General features: G+C 41.1%; 14 protein-coding genes. 5 read left to right on the forward strand and 9 right to left on the reverse strand.

Annotated features, from left to right (window positions below; genetic code table 11):
• Positions 1-76 precede the first annotated feature (76 nt).
• The 4 genes from CXF88_RS18965 to CXF88_RS18980 form a co-directional block, all read right to left on the reverse strand.
• Positions 77-1,164 (reverse strand): IS3-like element ISShfr8 family transposase gene (locus CXF88_RS18965; RefSeq protein ID WP_101088354.1). Its coding sequence is split into 2 segments (ribosomal slippage): positions 77-903 and positions 903-1,164, totalling 1,089 coding nucleotides; the frame shifts between segments, so codons are not numbered across the junction.
• A 145-nt stretch (positions 1,165-1,309) separates the two neighbouring features.
• Positions 1,310-1,552, reverse strand: coding sequence for a hypothetical protein (locus tag CXF88_RS18970; protein ID WP_101088355.1), 243 nt, complete (start codon positions 1,550-1,552; stop codon positions 1,310-1,312).
• A gap of 259 nt (positions 1,553-1,811) precedes the next feature.
• Positions 1,812-2,171: a hypothetical protein gene (locus tag CXF88_RS18975; RefSeq protein ID WP_101088356.1), complete on the reverse strand. Its 360-nt coding sequence runs from the start codon at positions 2,169-2,171 to the stop codon at positions 1,812-1,814.
• 11 nt (positions 2,172-2,182) lie between these two features.
• On the reverse strand, positions 2,183-3,211 hold the full coding sequence (locus CXF88_RS18980) for a hypothetical protein (RefSeq protein WP_101088357.1): 1,029 nt from the start codon (positions 3,209-3,211) through the stop codon (positions 2,183-2,185).
• A gap of 552 nt (positions 3,212-3,763) precedes the next feature.
• On the opposite strand from CXF88_RS18980, the gene trxB reads away from it, so the two are divergent.
• Positions 3,764-4,717 (forward strand): thioredoxin-disulfide reductase, encoded by a 954-nt coding sequence (trxB, locus tag CXF88_RS18985; protein WP_101088358.1) that lies wholly within the window; start codon positions 3,764-3,766, stop codon positions 4,715-4,717.
• Between the two features lie 64 nt (positions 4,718-4,781).
• Here the strand turns inward: trxB and CXF88_RS18990 are convergent, their stop codons facing one another.
• Entirely contained in the window at positions 4,782-5,342 is a 561-nt protein-coding gene (locus CXF88_RS18990; RefSeq protein WP_101088359.1) for a GNAT family N-acetyltransferase, read from the reverse strand.
• A 179-nt stretch (positions 5,343-5,521) separates the two neighbouring features.
• On the opposite strand from CXF88_RS18990, the gene CXF88_RS18995 reads away from it, so the two are divergent.
• The 3 genes from CXF88_RS18995 to CXF88_RS19005 all read left to right on the forward strand — a co-directional run bounded on the left by CXF88_RS18995 (position 5,522) and on the right by CXF88_RS19005 (position 12,879).
• Complete coding sequence (locus tag CXF88_RS18995; RefSeq protein ID WP_101088360.1) at positions 5,522-6,709, forward strand: efflux RND transporter periplasmic adaptor subunit; 1,188 nt, start codon at positions 5,522-5,524, stop codon at positions 6,707-6,709.
• 5 nt (positions 6,710-6,714) lie between these two features.
• Positions 6,715-9,900: an efflux RND transporter permease subunit gene (locus tag CXF88_RS19000; RefSeq protein ID WP_101088361.1), complete on the forward strand. Its 3,186-nt coding sequence runs from the start codon at positions 6,715-6,717 to the stop codon at positions 9,898-9,900.
• Between the two features lie 276 nt (positions 9,901-10,176).
• On the forward strand, positions 10,177-12,879 hold the full coding sequence (locus CXF88_RS19005) for an acetate--CoA ligase family protein (RefSeq protein WP_101088362.1): 2,703 nt from the start codon (positions 10,177-10,179) through the stop codon (positions 12,877-12,879).
• A gap of 197 nt (positions 12,880-13,076) precedes the next feature.
• Here the strand turns inward: CXF88_RS19005 and CXF88_RS19010 are convergent, their stop codons facing one another.
• Positions 13,077-14,099 carry a GGDEF domain-containing protein gene (locus CXF88_RS19010; protein ID WP_101088363.1) on the reverse strand — a complete coding sequence of 341 codons (1,023 nt, stop codon included), beginning with the start codon at positions 14,097-14,099 and terminating at the stop codon, positions 13,077-13,079.
• 398 nt (positions 14,100-14,497) lie between these two features.
• Here CXF88_RS19010 and eco point away from each other — a divergent pair, with 398 nt between their 5' ends.
• A complete protein-coding gene (eco, locus tag CXF88_RS19015) occupies positions 14,498-15,064 on the forward strand; it encodes a serine protease inhibitor ecotin (protein ID WP_101088364.1) in 567 nt (188 codons plus the stop codon).
• A 324-nt stretch (positions 15,065-15,388) separates the two neighbouring features.
• Here the strand turns inward: eco and CXF88_RS19020 are convergent, their stop codons facing one another.
• From CXF88_RS19020 to CXF88_RS19030, 3 genes are all read right to left on the reverse strand, one after another.
• Positions 15,389-15,664, reverse strand: coding sequence for a hypothetical protein (locus CXF88_RS19020; protein ID WP_011637386.1), 276 nt, complete (start codon positions 15,662-15,664; stop codon positions 15,389-15,391).
• Positions 15,661-17,670, reverse strand: coding sequence for a RecQ family ATP-dependent DNA helicase (locus tag CXF88_RS19025; RefSeq protein WP_101088365.1), 2,010 nt, complete (start codon positions 17,668-17,670; stop codon positions 15,661-15,663). Before CXF88_RS19025 ends, CXF88_RS19020 begins: the two co-directional genes overlap by 4 nt.
• 135 nt (positions 17,671-17,805) lie before the next feature.
• Complete coding sequence (locus tag CXF88_RS19030) at positions 17,806-18,159, reverse strand: hypothetical protein (protein ID WP_101088488.1); 354 nt, start codon at positions 18,157-18,159, stop codon at positions 17,806-17,808.
• Positions 18,160-18,274 lie beyond the last annotated feature (115 nt).

Raw genomic sequence — 18,274 nt, forward strand, 5'->3', positions numbered from 1 at the left:
ATGAAACAAAAACACCCTATTTGAGCAACGGCAGAGGGTAATCTCCCCATTTTTAGCTGAGGTCAAAAGTAGAGACTTAGGCCACTAGTGCCAGTTTTTGCTTTAGTGGGACACCACCAATTGCTGTATTGGGTCTTTCATTGTTATAAAACCATAGCCATTGTGTCGCATGTTCCTGTACCTCGGCAATACTATTCCAAAGATATTGGCTCAGCCATTCGTATCGTACAGTCCGATTATAGCGTTCTACATAGGCATTCTGCTGTGGATTGCCAGGCTGAATAAATTTCAGTTCTACATTGTGTTTTTCAGCCCAGGCTGCCAGTACCGCACTTATATACTCTGGACCATTATCACTGCGTATCTGTTTTGGTTTTCCACGCCATTCGATGATTTGATCCAATGTTCTCACCACACGCTCCGCAGGTAAGGAGAAGTCGACCTCTATCGCCAAGCCTTCACGGTTGTAATCATCAATCACGTTCAATAACCTAATGCTGCGACCATCTTCCAGTTGGTCGTGCATAAAGTCCATGGACCAACATTCATTGATTGCCTCTGGCACCGCCAATGCGTCCGGTTTATCACGCTTCAAGCGTTTCCTCGGCTTAATTCGTAGATTTAGCTCCAATTCTCGGTAAATCCTATACACCCGCTTATGGTTCCATCGGTAGCGTTTCACGTTACGTAAAAAGTAATAACATAGCCCAAACCCCCAACTCCGATGGGTTGATGTCAGTTGCTGTAACCAGTCGGCTATTGCAGCGTTTTCATCACTGAGTTTTGCCTGATAGCGATAACAGCTCTCACTGAGTCCAAACAAGGCACACGCAAATGCGATCGAAATGGCTTTATCTTGCACCGCCTTTTGCGCCAGCTCCCGCCGCCGCGACGGCTTTACCACTTTTTTTCGATGGCCTCTTTGAGTATTTCAGCTTTGAGTCGCTCTTCGGCATACATTTTTTTGAGTCGTGAATTCTCAGCCTCTAACTCCTTCAATCGCGCCATCATAGAAGCGTCCATGCCACCGAATTTGGCGCGCCATTTGTAGAAGGTCGCAGAGCTCATGCCATGCTCACGGCAAAGCCCCGGAACTGGGGTGCCAGCTTCGGCTTGTTTAAGGATTGCTAGGATTTGGCTGTCGCTAAATTTTGATGTTTTCATGCAGAATCTCCCTGCGTATATATTACGAGAAAATTCTACTTTTGAAATCTACTATTTTTAGGGGGGATTACCAGAGGATAGATGTTTTTGTTAGCTTTTACTTAATATTACTCATCGATGTAAAATCAATCACCCAGTAACACTACTAACTCTTATGGATATATAGATAGTAAATAATTAATCCAAGAGTAAAAATACTTACCAAAGAAATAATGTAGAACCACGCAAGTTTTTTGTCTTTGCTTCGACTAAAGCGCTTTGTCGCTTCAATATTAACAAGAGAAGCATGACGTTTGAGGTTGGGCCAAGCTATAACCCCAGCGTAAGCAACCATTCGTGCACCAATACCTTTATCCCAAGCTGGGGGCTCTATCCCTTCTTTCAACATTTCTTGCTCAAGATGTTTAATAGTAATGCGGCCAAATAAAAATATGGCAGTACCTCATATAAGCAATACAATAAAAAACACTACAGCCATCCAGCTTTCAGTTGATAGTTCTAACATAAATCCCTCGCTATAGGCTATTTAATCAGTCACCTAAATTAAAGGCTTTATTAGCTCCGAATATCCCAATCCCATTACCGGCCTTAGTCACCACAATACCGATTGTTATCGTCGTATCTAAATATTAAGGCAACCAATTTTGCTAGTTATCAGGGCCGTATAGATAAGCAACAGTGAACATAAGAGTAAAAAACACAACACTAGAGATCTGTACAAATACAGCCAAATACCAGTCGACTTTTCGACTAAAGCGCTTGGTAGCTTCTATGTCAACAATAGAAGCATGCCTTTTAGCGTTAGGGCGCATGATAATACTCGCATAAGCGGGGTATCTCATACCTATGCCTTTATCCCATTCTGCCGGCAATATGTCCTCTTTTGCCATTTCGCGCTCAATATGCTTAACGGTAATTCGGCCAAACAAAAGTACAGCAATACTCCACATACAGAAGGTAATAAAAAAAAATATACCCATCCAGTCTTCAGTTGATAGTTCTGACATGAATACCTCCTTTACAGGCTATTAAGCCAATCTCCGATATTATAGGCTTTATTGGCAGCCCATTTCCCAGCAATATCTCCACCTTTAGCCGCTACAACTCCAACCGTAATGGCAGTACCGATAATAATGACCCATCCAACAGGCGTAGCTAGCATAGCAACACCTAGGCCGGCTGCTACGACTTGACCTCCCCCCCATAAACCAGCAGCTGTACCTATACCAAAACCGGCAGTTTCAACCGCGGCACGCTTTTGCCAATTAGCTCCAGCTAAATAATCAACATGTACATTGCCCGCACGAATCCCAGCATCAAGCACAATTAACCCTTTACCGAGAACATTAGCTCCCATTTCAAAAGCACGTAAATTTTGAAAATCGACTGTAGAGGTAAATTGAATCGGTTTTATGGACCTACCGCTTTTTGCTTTATTGATACCTCGATCAGCATTACTGTAAACAGTACCTCTTTTGCTTTTGACCCGACCAATGTATTTATTGATTTCTGCTTGGAACTTTTGATTAAAGTCTTTCCCTAGTTCCCTTGCGTTTTGTTCTAACATCATCATTTGGGCTTTAGGATATTTTGCTTGTGCGCCAATTCTTACTTTCTCTAATGCATCTTGAAGTTTATTAGCGGCTTTAGCAAAGTTACTTAATCTTGTATCTAAGGCAGTTGATGCTGCGCCTATGGCTCCTATGCTTTCATTGCGCAGCATGGGTGCTAACTCTGCTTGATAAAAATCAGCGAGTGCTTGTAGGTTTTCGCCTCCAAACATATCATCCATCAAAGCGATATTTCGTTTTGCTTGTTGTGGTAAAGATTGTATTTGATTAAGCGTGCAGACTAATTCAGGTCTTTCTTGGCGCCAATTAGTGCCATTAGTGTTGCCATTACGCATAATGAAAGGGGTGCCAGCAGAAACAAAAGCACCATTAATATGTGGATTGTCTTGTTGAAACGTAGCAAAGACTTGTTCGTTATTTGGGTTAACTGGGTAGGTATTACTTTTGCTATAGCATAGCTCTATATTATTTGGCATCGTTTAATCCTTTAAAAAAATCAATCCTATTGAAGCTGCTATGAATCATTTGAGCTTCAGTCAATGAGCAATGAATATATCATCATTAAAAAAAAATGATGTATAATTGTTAACCTAATATAAGGTTTTAGCTATGAGCGATGCCGTTTCATTGGAATAAATGATATTTCTCCGTTCCAAGGTGTGCTATCAGAACAGCAATATTTTAATCGCCATTTTATAAACAATTGTTTTTTTGCACACCTGTTATAATTTGTTCACGATAAAAGGCCTCTTACTATCATTTATATCCTTCATTACTCATTTGATATATTTTAACGTTGAGGTTACTTTTATCTGTGCAGGTCATAATGATTAACTATTCTATTAAAAAATCAACAAGCGCTAACTAGTTTTGATTTGTTTCAGGTAACGTCACTCACCTGAAACGGAATATTTACACAATAGATAACCCCAATCGATTTCCTGCACTCAACTTCACTTTACCCGCAGCGGTAAATTCCATACAATCCCATGCAAATTGCTTAAGGCATGTTATCGGAGAACAAAATCATGAGTGAAGCTCGTCACGTTAACCTACTAATTTTAGGTTCTGGCCCTGCTGGCTATACCGCTGCTGTTTATGCTGCGCGTGCAAATTTAAATCCTGTGATGATCACAGGCATGCAGCAAGGTGGTCAATTAACCACTACGACTGAAGTAGAAAACTGGCCAGGCGATGCTGAAGACTTAACTGGTCCAGCATTAATGGAACGCATGCAAAAGCACGCTGAGAAGTTTGATACCGAAATTATTTTTGATCATATCAACGAAGTGACACTAACTGAGCGACCTTTCCGCTTAAAAGGTGACAACGGCGAGTTTACGTGTGATGCACTCATTATTGCTACTGGCGCATCGGCTAAATATTTAGGCCTCCCGTCTGAAGAAGCATTCATGGGCCGTGGTGTTTCTGCCTGCGCAACATGTGATGGTTTCTTCTATCGTAACCAAAAAGTTGCGGTGGTTGGTGGTGGTAACACTGCAGTTGAAGAAGCACTTTACTTAAGTAATATAGCTTCTGAAGTTCACTTAATTCACCGTCGTGACAGCTTCCGTTCAGAAAAAATTCTGATCAATCGCTTAATGGATAAAGTTGCGAACGGTAATATCATTTTACACCTAGACCAAACACTTGAAGAAGTGACGGGTAACGAGATGGGTGTAACCGGGCTTAAGAAGAAAAGCACTAAAGATGGTTCAGTGACCGATTTAGAAGTCGCTGGTGTGTTTATTGCGATTGGTCACAGCCCTAATACTGGTATTTTTGCTGGTCAATTAGAAATGAATCACGGTTACTTACAAGTAAACAGTGGTTTACAAGGCAATGCGACTCAAACTAGCATTGAAGGCGTATATGCTTGTGGCGACGTAATGGATCAACATTATCGTCAAGCTATTACTTCTGCCGGTACGGGTTGTATGGCTGCACTTGATGCTGAGCGTTATTTAGACGCTAAAAAGTAATCGACAGTATGTAATACAACAAAAGAGCAGCTCAGGCTGCTCTTTTTTATTGCCTTAAAAAACATTACACTGCTTTTTGATAAAACACGGCTTCAGTATCACCTAATGGATCACGGTGAATACTTTTATGCTGAAACGTCATACCAAGTTTTTTCATAATCACAATTGAGGCAATATTTTCCTCTACTGCTATCGCACTCACATGAGTCACGTCATCAGGCTCACTGACAGCATCCATGACCGCTTTGGCAGCTTCTGTAGCATAGCCTTTACCCCAACAAATATGCTTAAACCGCCAACCTAACTCTAAGTTATGCGGTTGTGCTTGGGTAAAAAAGTGCATCGGTCTGACTAATACCCAGCCTAAATACTCGCCGCTTAACCCGTGTTGGTCATTGGCGTAACAATCGAGCGCATGGACTTTCCATAATCCCCAACCTTTTGGCGGATTTAAATATTGAGCCAATCTAGGTAACATGATCGTATCTATCTGATGCTGAGTGGTTTTATTGCCGCCATTAAGAAAGTGCATGACTCGTTCATCTTGGTCTAGTTCAAATAATAGTGCGCTGTCATTAAGAGTCATTAATGACAGTTGTAATCTAGAGGTGTTTTCAATCTGCACAATATCTGTTCCCTAAAGGTTTTATGTCATGAGATCACATGCAAGTAGTTGACACACAAGTTTACACAATGAAACAACAAACACTAAACATATCGATTAACATATACAGTAGAAAAAAGACTATTGGTGGTATGAAATGAACTTACTGCAAAAATATCGGATTATAAAAAGGAAGCATTGTGGCTACTAAAAAACAAATAATATTACCCATCATAGTATTAGGTATTGGAATAGCCGGTTTAGTTGGCATTGCTGCACTAAAAAAACCGCCTGAAGAAAAGCCTGAAGTTGATACCACCCCTTTAGTGTCTGTTCAAGCACTTGAATATAAACCGATGACTTTTTCTGTCAGTTCATACGGTGTTGTCGCGGCAAAATACGACACCGAACTCGTCGCACAAGTCAGTGGTGAAATTATTTATTTAGCCGATAAATTCGTCAAAGGTGGCTTTGTTAAAAAAGGTGATGTTTTAGCTAAAATTGATCCCAGTGACTATGAAGCAGGTTTATTAGATGCTCAAGCAAACATAGCCTCGTCTAAAGCCAACATGGTACAAGAACGAGCCAATGCTGAAGTTGCCTTACGTGAATGGGCCGAAATAACCAGCAGTAAGCCAACTGATCTTAGTTTGCGCAAGCCACAATTAGCACAAGAATTAGCCAAACTAAAAAGTGCTGAAGCGGGTTTATTACGTGCACAACGCGATTTAGAGCGGACTGTTATCCGCGCTCCGTATGATGCACTTATATCCAGCCGTGAAATCGGTTTAGGCGCATACGTCACCACTGGCAGCAAAATTGGTCATGTTTACAATACTGATACAGCAGAAATTCGCTTACCGCTAGCCGATAAAGAAATGCAATATTTGGATAAAAAAGGCACTCATGCTGAAGTACGATTAGCGGGCAACTTTGCCGGAAGCAAACAAGAGTGGATAGGAAAAATTGTTCGCAGTGAAGGCGTGGTAGACAGCAAAAGCCGGATGACATACCTGGTTGCCGAAATAGACGATCCATACGGACTCAATAGCGATAAAAATGAATTACGATTTGGCACCTATGTTACCGCCTATGTTGAAGGCAGTAATGCCGGTAATGTGGCCATTATTCCGCGTCATTTGATTGTAAATGGTTTAGTTGCTGTGATGGATAGCGACAAAACCTTACGCTATAAACCTGTTAACATTATTCGCCAAGAAGGCGCGAATGTCGTGATTTCCGAAGGTCTTGAATCAGGAATGCAAGTAATAACATCAGCGCTTGATTATCCGTTAGAAGGTATGCAACTTGCTCTGCCTGAAGATAAAATCTTACAAGATGAGTCAGTAGAAACAGAACAAACTGAACTTGCGATGGAAGGTAAATAAACATCATGGACGATACTAACAAAGGAATTATCGCCTGGTTTGCCCGCAATAGCGTTGCGGCAAACTTGTTGATGATCATTATCATACTCGGTGGTCTGTTGACCGCTAATACAATCCGTAAACAGTTCTTCCCTGCCGTTGAAGTTAACTGGATTCAATTTAGCGCCGTGTATCCAGGTACTGCACCACAAGAAGTGGAAGAAGGCATTACCATTAAGATTGAACAAGCCTTAGAAAGCGTTCAAGGCTTAAAAAGGGTTATTACCTATTCGAATCGTAATATAGCGCAGGGATATTTTCAGGTTGAAGACTCATATGATCCACAAGTCGTACTTGAAGAGGTTAAGTCTGAAATTGACTCCATCTCAACCTTTCCAGGCGGCATGGAGCCCCCAAAAGTTGAACGGATTAAGTTTCGCCAAGAAGTAATGTATTTAAGCCTTTATGGTGACTTAAACCAAAAGCAACTCAAAGATTTAGGCGAGCGCATTAATGATGAAATCATGCAATTGCCTGGGGTCAACATTAGCGAATATTATAGCGGCTTAAGTTATGAAATTGGTATTGAAGTCAGTAAAGACCGTTTACGTGAGTTTGGGATAACGTTTAATGATGTGGCTGAGGCTGTTCGTGGCTATTCACGCAATATGTCTGCAGGCCAAATCAAAGCAGAAAATGGTTACATCAATTTACGCGTTCAGAATCAAGCCTATGTGGGTTACGAGTTTGAACAGCTGCCTTTATTGACACTAGATGATGGTACCAAAATCTTATTGGGTGATATTGCCACCGTAAATGATGGCTTTGAAGAAGGTATTCAATACTCTAAATTTAATGGTAAAAATTCAGTTACCTTTTTCATTGGCGCGGGTAAAAATCAAAGTATTACTGATGTGGCAGATACCATTAATAGCTTTGTCGATAAACAGCAAAAAATATTACCACAAGGAGTCAAACTTGAACCTTGGGTAGACATGACTTACTACTTGGATGGCCGTTTACAACTGATGCTCGACAGCATGAAAAGTGGTGCGATATTAGTGTTTATCATGCTGGCTTTGTTCTTGCGAGTTCGATTGGCTTTTTGGGTGATGATGGGACTGCCTGTATGTTTCCTCGGTACCCTATTGTTTATGCCAATGGCATTTATTGATGTGACCATTAACGTTATCAGTTTGTTCGCCTTTATCTTAGTGCTGGGGATCGTGGTCGACGATGCCATTGTGATGGGCGAAAGTGCCCACAGTGAGTCAGAAGAACACGGCCAAAGTATTGACAGCGTTATCCGTGGCGTTAAAAAAGTCGCTATGCCAGCTACATTCGGGGTACTGACCACGATTGCCGCTTTCCTACCGATAACCATGGACGATGGCCCATCATCAGCATTTGGGCAAGCAATCGGTTTTATCGTTATTTTATGTTTATTGTTTTCATTAATAGAATCAAAGTTGATTTTGCCTGCGCATTTGGCGCACATGAAAAAACCAACCATTGTTAAACCTGGTTCAAAAAATCCATTAGATTGGTTACGTAATGGGGTTAATTTTGTTCAAGGTAAAATTGATCGCGGTTTAACGAAATTTATTAAGTCTATCTATCGCCCTTCCCTTGAATTAGCGGTTGAGTATCGTTACGCAGTCATCATGTTGTTTATTAGCTTGATCTTAGTATGTGTTGGGCTCTATATGGGCGGTTTGGTTCGTTTTATCGGTCAACCAAAAATTCCACACGACTTTCCTCGAGTCACCGTTGAAATGAACGTTGATGCATCAGAAAAATCGACGCTCGCGGCCGCACTGGCCATAGAGCAGACATTATATGATGTTGATAAAAAGATTGAGCAGCAATATGGCCAGAAAATGATTTCTGACATGCAGGTCGATCTTAAAGGGCAAACAACGGCTGAAGTGATGACTAAATTGGTCGATCCATCACTCAGACCAATGGATACCTTTGCTTTAGCAGACTTATGGCGCAAAGCAATGCCACAAATTCCTGGGGTTAAATCGTTTAGCGTTCAAGACAGTTTAATGGGTGGCGGTCGTGAAGACGGTGACATTAGCTTTAGGCTTGAAGGTAAAGATGAAAGTCAGTTGGTTGCAGCGTCATTAGCTCTAAAAGCCAAGCTAAATTCACTTAAAGGCGTCAGCGACGTAAACGACAGCCGCCAGTCAAGTGCTAAAGAAGTGCAGTTCCAATTAAAGCCATTGGCCAATGCATTGGGCTTAACCTTAGCCAATATCGCCTCACAGGTGGGTAATAGTTTTTACGGTCTTGAAGCACAACGTATCATTCGTAATGGCGAAGAAATCAAAGTGATGCTGCGCTACCCTGAAGAGCAGCGTAACTCAATTGCATTGGTACAAGATGTGATGATTAACACCCCACAAGGTGCAGAGTTACCCTTATCTGAAGTTGCGGAAATCAAGGTCGTGCAAGGCGTAAACAGTATCCGCCGCGAAAATGGTAACCGAACCATTAACGTGTGGGCCAATGTAGATGCAGATCAAACTGAACCGTTTAAATTGGCTAAAGATATCCGTGATAACTTTATGCCAGAGTTGCTGATTAAGTATCCACGCGTCCACAGTGAAGTATCTGGCAGTATTCAAGAGCAATTAGACAGCGCAGATACACAAATGCGTGACTTTATTTTATCGCTGTTGCTGATTTATAGCTTGTTGGCTATTCCACTGCGCTCATATATTCAACCTATTATGATTATGTCGGTGATTCCGTTTGGGGTTATCGGTTCCGTAATGGGACACATCATTTTAGGCATCGATTTAAGTGTGCTATCGATGTTTGGTATTATTGCCGCTGCTGGTGTTGTGGTGAATGACTCACTAGTGATGGTGGATTATGTCAATAACTCCCGCAAAGCGGGTGTGCCGATGAAACAAGCTGTGCTCAATGCAGGTTGCCGACGCTTTAGAGCTATCATGCTTACCTCATTGACAACATTCATTGGTCTAGTGCCGATTATGGCTGAGACCAGTATGCAAGCTCAAATGGTGATCCCAATGGCTGTTTCATTAGCGTTTGGGGTGTTGTTTGCGACTGTGGTAACTTTATGTCTCATTCCATGTTTGTATATTGCTATTGAAGACGGTAAAGCATTGATCCGCAAGGTCATCAATATTTACGTCCCAGCTCCTTCGTCTACGATATCTGTAACCGAACAACATTAAAGCAGTAATAATAACGACAATAACACCGACAATGACAAAGGGCCTAAATGGCCCTTTTTTATTGCATTTTTATGGCCCAGACAATGCTCTGAAATCGAGTCTATCGATGGTTTTTTTTGATGAGATAATTGATTACCAATGATTAAGTGAGTAATTGGTTTTATTCATAAAATGGCCCGTCTGTTAAAATAATCTCTTTATCGTTATTCGATAAAATATTATGCTAATCTAGTGTTAACAACCGTGTTTATTGCCAGCCAGCTAAGGTCACATTTTATGAGTCAACGCAGCATTAATGCACTCTTTAAACCCACTTCGGTGGCAGTCATTGGCGCATCTAACGGCAATAAGCGTGCAGGTAAAGCAATCATGAAAAACCTGCTATCAGGCGGTTTTTCTGGGCCAATAATGCCTGTTACACCCAAATATACCGCAGTAATGGGTGTATTGGCGTACCCCAATATTGAAGCATTACCGATCAAACCTGATTTAGCCATTATTTGCACCAACGCCTTAAGAGTGCCCAGTATTGTTGAACGTTTGGCTCAATTTGGCTGTAAAGTTGCGATTATTATGGCCTCTGGCATGGCATCGCAAACTGACGAGCAAGGTAATAATTTACTTGAACTCACCAAACAATATGCTAAACGATACGGAATGCGCTTATTAGGCCCCAATAGTTTGGGAATGATTTTACCGCCTATTGGACTCAATGCCAGTTTAGCGCACGCTGGAGCCAACGTAGGCAAAATTGCATTTGTGTCGCAATCAGCAGCCATTTGCACCACGGTACTCGATTGGGCCAACAACAAAGGTATTGGCTTTTCGTCGTTTATTTCACTCGGTGATGCCACCGATATCGACTTTGATGAATTACTCGATTATTTAGGCCGCGACAGTAAAACCAGCGCTATCATGCTGTATATCGATTCCATTAACGAAAAACGTCACTTTTTATCTGCCGCTCGCGCTGCCTCACGCAATAAACCCATCTTTGTGATTAAATCCGGTCGCAGCCGTGAAGGTGTGCAAGCCGCAATGCTCCATACTGGTGGTATTGGTGGCAACGATGCCGTTTATGAAGCCGCTTTTAGACGTGCCGGTATGTTAAGAGTAAATGATTTAATTGAATTATTTGCTGCGGTAGAAAGCCTTGCTCATTCGACCCCATTAAAAGGTGAACGATTAGTCATTATGAGTAATGGCGGCGGCCCTGCTGTATTGGCCGCGGATGAGTTGATTATTAAAGGTGGCAAACTGGCACAATTGTCAGAAAAAACCGTCGCTGAACTGAATGCTATTTTACCCAATACTTGGTCACAACAAAATCCTATCGACATGATTGGTGATTCAGACAGCCAACGCTATGCAGATACATTAAAAGTACTTATGAGCAGTAACGATACTGACACTATTTTGGTGCTACATTCACCATCGGTATTAGGTGAAAGTGTTGATATTGCTAACAGTATTATCGACACCATCAATCAACACCCTAACCGCAATAGAATCAATATGCTCACCAATTGGAGCGGTGAAGACTCAGCTTATTTGGCCCGTAAACGGTTTACCAAAGCTGGCATTCCGACCTATCGAACCCCTGAAGGTGCCGTAAGAGCATTTATGCACATGGTCGAATACCGTCGTAACCAAAAGCTACTCCAAGAAGTACCGCAGTCGATACCTGATAATATTCCGACTGACAGCAAAGCGGCACGACTATTATTACAACGCGCTTTGGATAATGGTCAAACAGTGGTTGAAACCCATCAAGCCGTTGATATTTTACGTGCTTACGGACTCAATACCATTGAAACTCGATTTGTAAAAGATGTTGATGAAGCGGTTAATGTCGCCAACCAGGTCGGTTATCCTGTGGCGTTAAAAGTGCAATCACCAGACTTGTTGTATAAATCTGATGTGCACGGTGTAGTGCTAAATTTAGCCTCTGATGAAGATGTCAGTCACGCCGCCCACTCTATTATTGACCGGGTGCATCAAACTAATCCTTCAGCCAAAATTGACGGATTAATTATTCAAAAAATGGCATTAACCGCAGGAGCACAAGAAATTAGGGTGTCGGTAATTAATGACCCTGTATTTGGTCCGGCAATTTGTTTAGGTGAAGGAGGATCCGAATGGGACCCAACACGCGACGCTGCGGTTGCACTGCCACCGTTAAACATGGCACTGGCTCGTTATATGGTGATTCAAGCACTTAAAACCCATAAGCTGCGAGACCGTCATTTGCCACTCGGTCTAGACATGAATGCTTTATGCGTGATGCTGACTCAAATATCTCACTTAATTATTGATTGTCCTGAAATTGCCGAAGTAGACATTAATCCTGTTTTGGCCGCGGGTGAGAAAATCACCTTGTTAGATGTCAATATGCGGCTTCATGCCACCCCGCAAGACAACATTAACCGTTTAGCGATTTTGCCCTATCCAAAAGAATTAGAACAAACTACCACTTTAAAAAATGGTCTTGAGATAATGTTACGGCCTATTTTGCCAGAAGATGAGCCTAAACACTTAGATTTTGATAATTCGTTAAGTGATGAAGACAGATACAAGCGCTATTTTGGAGTGCGATCACGCATGACCCATGAAGAAATGGCAGTATTAACGCAAATTGATTATTCGCGTGAGATGGCATTTATTGCGACGACAATGACAGAGGATGGTGAAGAGCTAACATTAGGGGCTGTGAGAGCGTCTATCGACCCAGATAATACCGAAGCCGAGTTTGCTATGGCGGTTCGCAGTAATTATCAAGGGATTGGCTTAGGCAAGTTACTACTGGAAAAACTGATTGCTTACTATAAAACCAACAATACACTTTATTTAACGGGCTTTACCATGTTTGAAAACCGCAGTATGGCCAACCTCGCCAAGTCACTTGGGTTTACCGTATCATTTGATATGGAAGAACATTTAATAAAGATGCACATGGATTTACAACCAAAGGCGCAATAACATTTTGGTTGTGTTAAATGTAATCAACAGCAGATAAACATAAGCCCACATTGGTCAACCGCTAAAAAGTTGATTCGTTGTGGGCTTAACGTTTTTAAATCAAACATTTGTTACCACAAATATTGGTTACTGCAAACATTTGTTACAGTAAACAAGCTAATTAAAAGAGCATCGCACCGTAAAACCACCGATTAATGTTAACCAAATTTGACGCAATTTTTGCCGGCAGCTTTTGCAATATAAAGTTGTTCGTCAGCCCGCGATAATAAGGTATCTACATCATCACCCGTTTGAATAGTGGCCACTCCAATAGAAACGTTAATATGCCCCAGGTTTTGTTTCTTTTCTTTACCGATAGAAAGCTGTTTTAATGCAATTCTTTCACGTATTTTTTCCGCCACGTTAACGGCATCGATAAGTTTGGCATTGGGTAACATTACCACAAACTCTTCACCACCATAGCGAGCAACCAAATCATCGCCTTTAACGGTATTTTTCATGGCTAAAGCCACATAAGCCAACACTTTATCGCCAATTAAGTGGCCAAAAGTATCATTAAACATCTTAAAATTATCAATATCAATCATCAACAAACTGCATACCGTTTGAGTGTCGACAAACTTGGTGACCTGCTCTGCAGCAAACAACTCATAAGAGCGGCGGTTCTTTAACGATGTAAGTTCATCCGTCATAGCCACTTTACTCAAATTTTCCATTTCGTCTTTAAGGTTAGCAACTTCTTCAGATAATGACTCGAGGCTCGCAGACATTTGGCGATTATTAGCAATGACTTGATCAACTTCGGCGGCAATGGAACCAACGATAAGATTGAGCTCATCAGCATTAGGATTTGTTTGCAGCTTTTCGCCAAATTGATTGAGGTTAGATGAAAAAGATTCCGTGCCAACATTTAACTGCTCAATCTTATTAAGTAAGCTGTTAATCAGAATTTGAGTTTCGATTTGGACGTTTTCAATAATTTCTGGTGATTGTTCTTCAATAAATCGATTGTATAAACCTAAATTAACTTCGGGAGTAAATTGAACACCATTAGCAATTAAACCGTCAATTGCGCGTTTTAGATTAAGGTTACTCTCAGCAAAATAATCAAACCAAATAGCATAGTTTTCTGGCGTGACAGGAATAGCTAAGTCTGCCATTTTAGGTAACGCTAAATGCAGTATATGCGAGGTTTGTTCAAGATTTTGGGTATTATGCATCGAAGGCGATACCTTATTAATAAATACAATGTGTCAAAGGTTATCAGTATGTTATGTCATACTTATGAACTAAACTCAATTATTGATGTTGTCCAATAAACAAGCGTAAATAAAAAATAATCATTTTAACCCTTTTCATGCCAAGCAGCGTTTACACTAAATAACTCATACAACTCTGACGAAAGAGCGAGTAAATAAGGTTAAGCTGGATTGTTTGATGCCAAACCTGCTATGAATTATATGCACAAGTCAATTGGTAGGTAAAAGACGATTTGGCCTCTTTTTCTGGGATTAATTGTGAGAAGTACACACTATACCTTAGCGTTTGTGTGTGCATACGGACAATACAATGCCGTTTTATGCGAGATGGTATTACATGCATTTTAAAAGGACAGAATATGAAACGAATCAGTGTTACAGATACCATAAAATTCGTGATGACGGTTACGGTCATCTGTGCCGGTGTCATCTCGTTTGGATCGCGAGCTACCAGTCCCGTTGACAATCATTATCTGAACACCCTGAAAATTAACACTACGGTTATGGATGTCAGTCAATATCAGCCGCAACGAGCCAGTAAAATGTATCCAGCCCCCACTGAGGGCATGGTACAACATGTACTGACCTTGCCTGAACTGAAAAATGAGCAAGATTACATGTTTGAAGTGCAAATTGGTCAAAATCAAATCGTCGATTGTAATAAGACCAAGCTCATCGGTGACATTGACAAAGTATCATTAGCCGGTTGGGGATATGTCTATTACCTAGTCGAAAAAGTGATGCAAGGTCCGACAACCAAAATGATGTGCACTAACGCTAAATCAGCTGAGTTTATCGTGCTTAATGAAGCACTGACATTACGCTATGACAGCCGTCAACCTAAAGTGTTTTATTTACCAGAAGGCACCGACTTACGATATAGAGTGTGGAAAACTGCGAGCGAGTTTGTGTATAGTGGCCAATAATGATTAGACGCAAAGAGTTTATCTTTATTCTCGGGCTACCTTGTTAATCTGTTGACGATTTATGGGTATTTGATTTGGGTTAGTTGAACCCTGCCTAACGGCCAATGTGGGTGCTGTGGCAAGCGCAATGACATTAGTCGAGCAGATTGATGCGGGAGATGATACTACACTTGTACAATGGCTAAGCGACGATATTGCCATGCTTGGAAACGTGATATGAAAATGGCACATCAATTGTTGAATCACATTGAGAAAAGCTCAAATGATCCACTCTTAATACTCAGCACACCGAGACAATCGTGTGCTGAGCTTAATCGATTAGATTTAGTAACGGCGAACCCTTACCACTTGCATTATTTCAATTTCAAATCCACCCACGACTTCTTTTGCCGGGTAGTAAATTAAATTGACTTTATGATCTAACAAACTCTTGAAACGCTGAGGTCGCTTGTATTTAAATGGCACATCGCAATCTTTAATCATTAACGTTTGAACCACCCATTCTCCAACTTGCCGTTGAATATGGGACACCACCGTCACGCCTTCACTTTGTATTAACTCACCGTGTCGCTCTAACAGTATTTTAGGAACCGGTTTCATGAATTTACCTTCTTAACAGTATCCAGAATATCTTGATATCGATAAGCACTAAAACGTCCAAAGCCATCTAGTTGTTTAACTTTCAAACGACTAAACATTGGCATTATCATACCAGCAAGAAATTTAGCCTGCGTGGCAATGGTTGGAGTGGGTAACGATTTTGCTCGAGCCACTAAAATTAACGGTTCAAGCAATGTTGTCACTGTGGCCGAGTCTGGTAACGGAGCCACAGCCTGTTTGGATAAGACGGCAATTTGCCCACGACAAACGCTGCAGTGACCACATACTTGTGGCACCGAGTGGTCATCAAAATAGTGAGCTAAATTTGCACTTAAACAACGATCAAGTTCAAAAAAATCGACTAGCTTACCAATCCGCACAATCTCTTTATGTTCATTCTCACTAAAATATTGACTGAGTTGCTGGGTCAATTGTTGTAATTGCTGCGGTGTCGCTAATGCCTGCTGTTGTACATCATACACTTGAGTGATTTTTTTTGTCTCAAGAATTATCAAATTCTGTTCAGCTAAATAGTCTAATGCCGCAACAACTCGTTGTCGTTCACAACCATGTTGTTGATATAAACTGTCAAAATCCAGTTGTCCCCACACCTTTTTAAACTGCGTATGGGCAAATACCTGACTCAAGAATTGCTGGCGCTGATCGTTAAACCGACTGAGGATGGCTTGCTGGTCTTCCACAAACCGATATTTAAATTCAGCAAAATAAGCATAGCTTGGGCGGATCACGCCTAAAAGTTCTAACTGCACAAATAATGTTTTCAACGGCAATGAACGAATATTACATGCTGTGGACAATGGCGTTTCTTGTACTTCCCAGCGACCACTTTCGGTTTCATCTGCAATAATGCCTAATAATTGACCTATATTATCTGCTTCAGGTGTATCACCGTAAACAAAATTTTCAACAGTATTTAATCCATCTAAATTTGCTAACGTCACACAATGGGCTAGCAAACCATCACGCCCTGCTCGACCGATTTCTTGGCTGTAATTTTCAATCGACTTAGGTAAATCAAAATGGATAACAAATCGAATATCTGATTTATCAATGCCCATACCAAAAGCAATAGTCGCCACTATCACTTGAATGTGGTTCTGCATAAATTGTTGTTGAATATGTTGTCGAACAGTTTGATCCATACCTGCATGGTACGCAGCAGCATTGATCCCTTGACTGATTAAGTGCGCAGTAACGTCCTCAGCGGTCTTCTGTAGGGTTACATATACTATGCCAGCACCTTGATAGTTTTTAACGGTATACGCGAGCTGAGTGAGCTTTTGTTGCTGATTAACCGCGACAACAGACAAATCTAAATTTGGCCGATAAAAACCGGTTTGCACCACCTGCTCTGGTATCAAACCAAAACGTTTAGCCATATCCAATTTTACTTGCTCAGTTGCCGTCGCTGTTAATAACAAACTTTGAGGGATTGAAAATTCTTGGCAATATTGAGGGATTTTTAAGTAATCAGGCCTGAAATTGTGTCCCCATTCTGAAATACAATGCGCTTCATCAACCACCAGCAACGAAATAGGGACTGACTTAAGAAATTGCCTAAAACGTTCATTTTTAAAACGCTCAACTGACACCATCAAAATTCGTGTACGTTGATCTCGTACATCGCGCATCACTTGTTGCGTTTGTTCATAAGTTAAACTTGAATCAATACTGGCGGCGGCGATGCCTTTACTGGCTAAAAATGCCAGCTGATCTTTCATTAAAGCCAGCAAAGGCGAAATAACTAAGGTTAGGTTGGGTAACTGTTGGGCACAAAACTGATAACACAAGGACTTACCTGAACCGGTAGGAAATATAGCTAACGCAGAATGACCGGCCAAAATGGTTTCAATAACGGCTTGTTGGCCTTCTCTGAACTCAGTAAAACCAAATTGTTGCTGCAACAATTGGTGTAGCGTCTGTTGATCGAAAAATGTTGGAGCGGCATCAGAAGTTGCTGCGTCACTATATGCTGAGGGAGTCATATAAAATCCTGTTATTAACCCCAAACAACATAGGATTATACGATAATTGATAAAACGGTAAGCCTTAGCACTATGGGGAGAGTTAAAGTACAGGCTAAAGTGCTATGAAAGGAATCTAAAACACATGAGCTACATTTACCGTTTACGGGCAATATATTGATTAATTAATTGGGTCAATTTATCTTCAAAACGCTCTTCTATGTCATCAAGGTCTTGATCAAACGAGCTAATAAACTTAACCGCTTTATCACGAGACAACACCTTACCTGCAAGGCTGTATTGAATTTCTATTAAGCTTTTGTCTAAGCGAGGCGCAAGAAACCAATGACACACATCAGCATTTAAGTTTACTAATGCTCGCTCGGCCACCTGGCAAAAAGTGTTGATATGCTCAGCACCATCTGGTCCCAAACAACCGGGTTCAAGACGACACAAAACAACTAATTTTTTAGTATTTATCTCTCTAGCACTGTTTATCAACTCTTCCATAATGTGTACGAAACGATCCTTAATAAAATCCTGCAGATTAGAATGTTGCTTAGGTAAAATTGATAACCTAATAGCGATAACTAACACCATTAACGTTCAGTTAGCATCACGTAAT

Origin of the sequence: Shewanella sp. ALD9 (assembly GCF_002836315.1) — a bacterium.
Classification (GTDB): domain Bacteria; phylum Pseudomonadota; class Gammaproteobacteria; order Enterobacterales; family Shewanellaceae; genus Shewanella.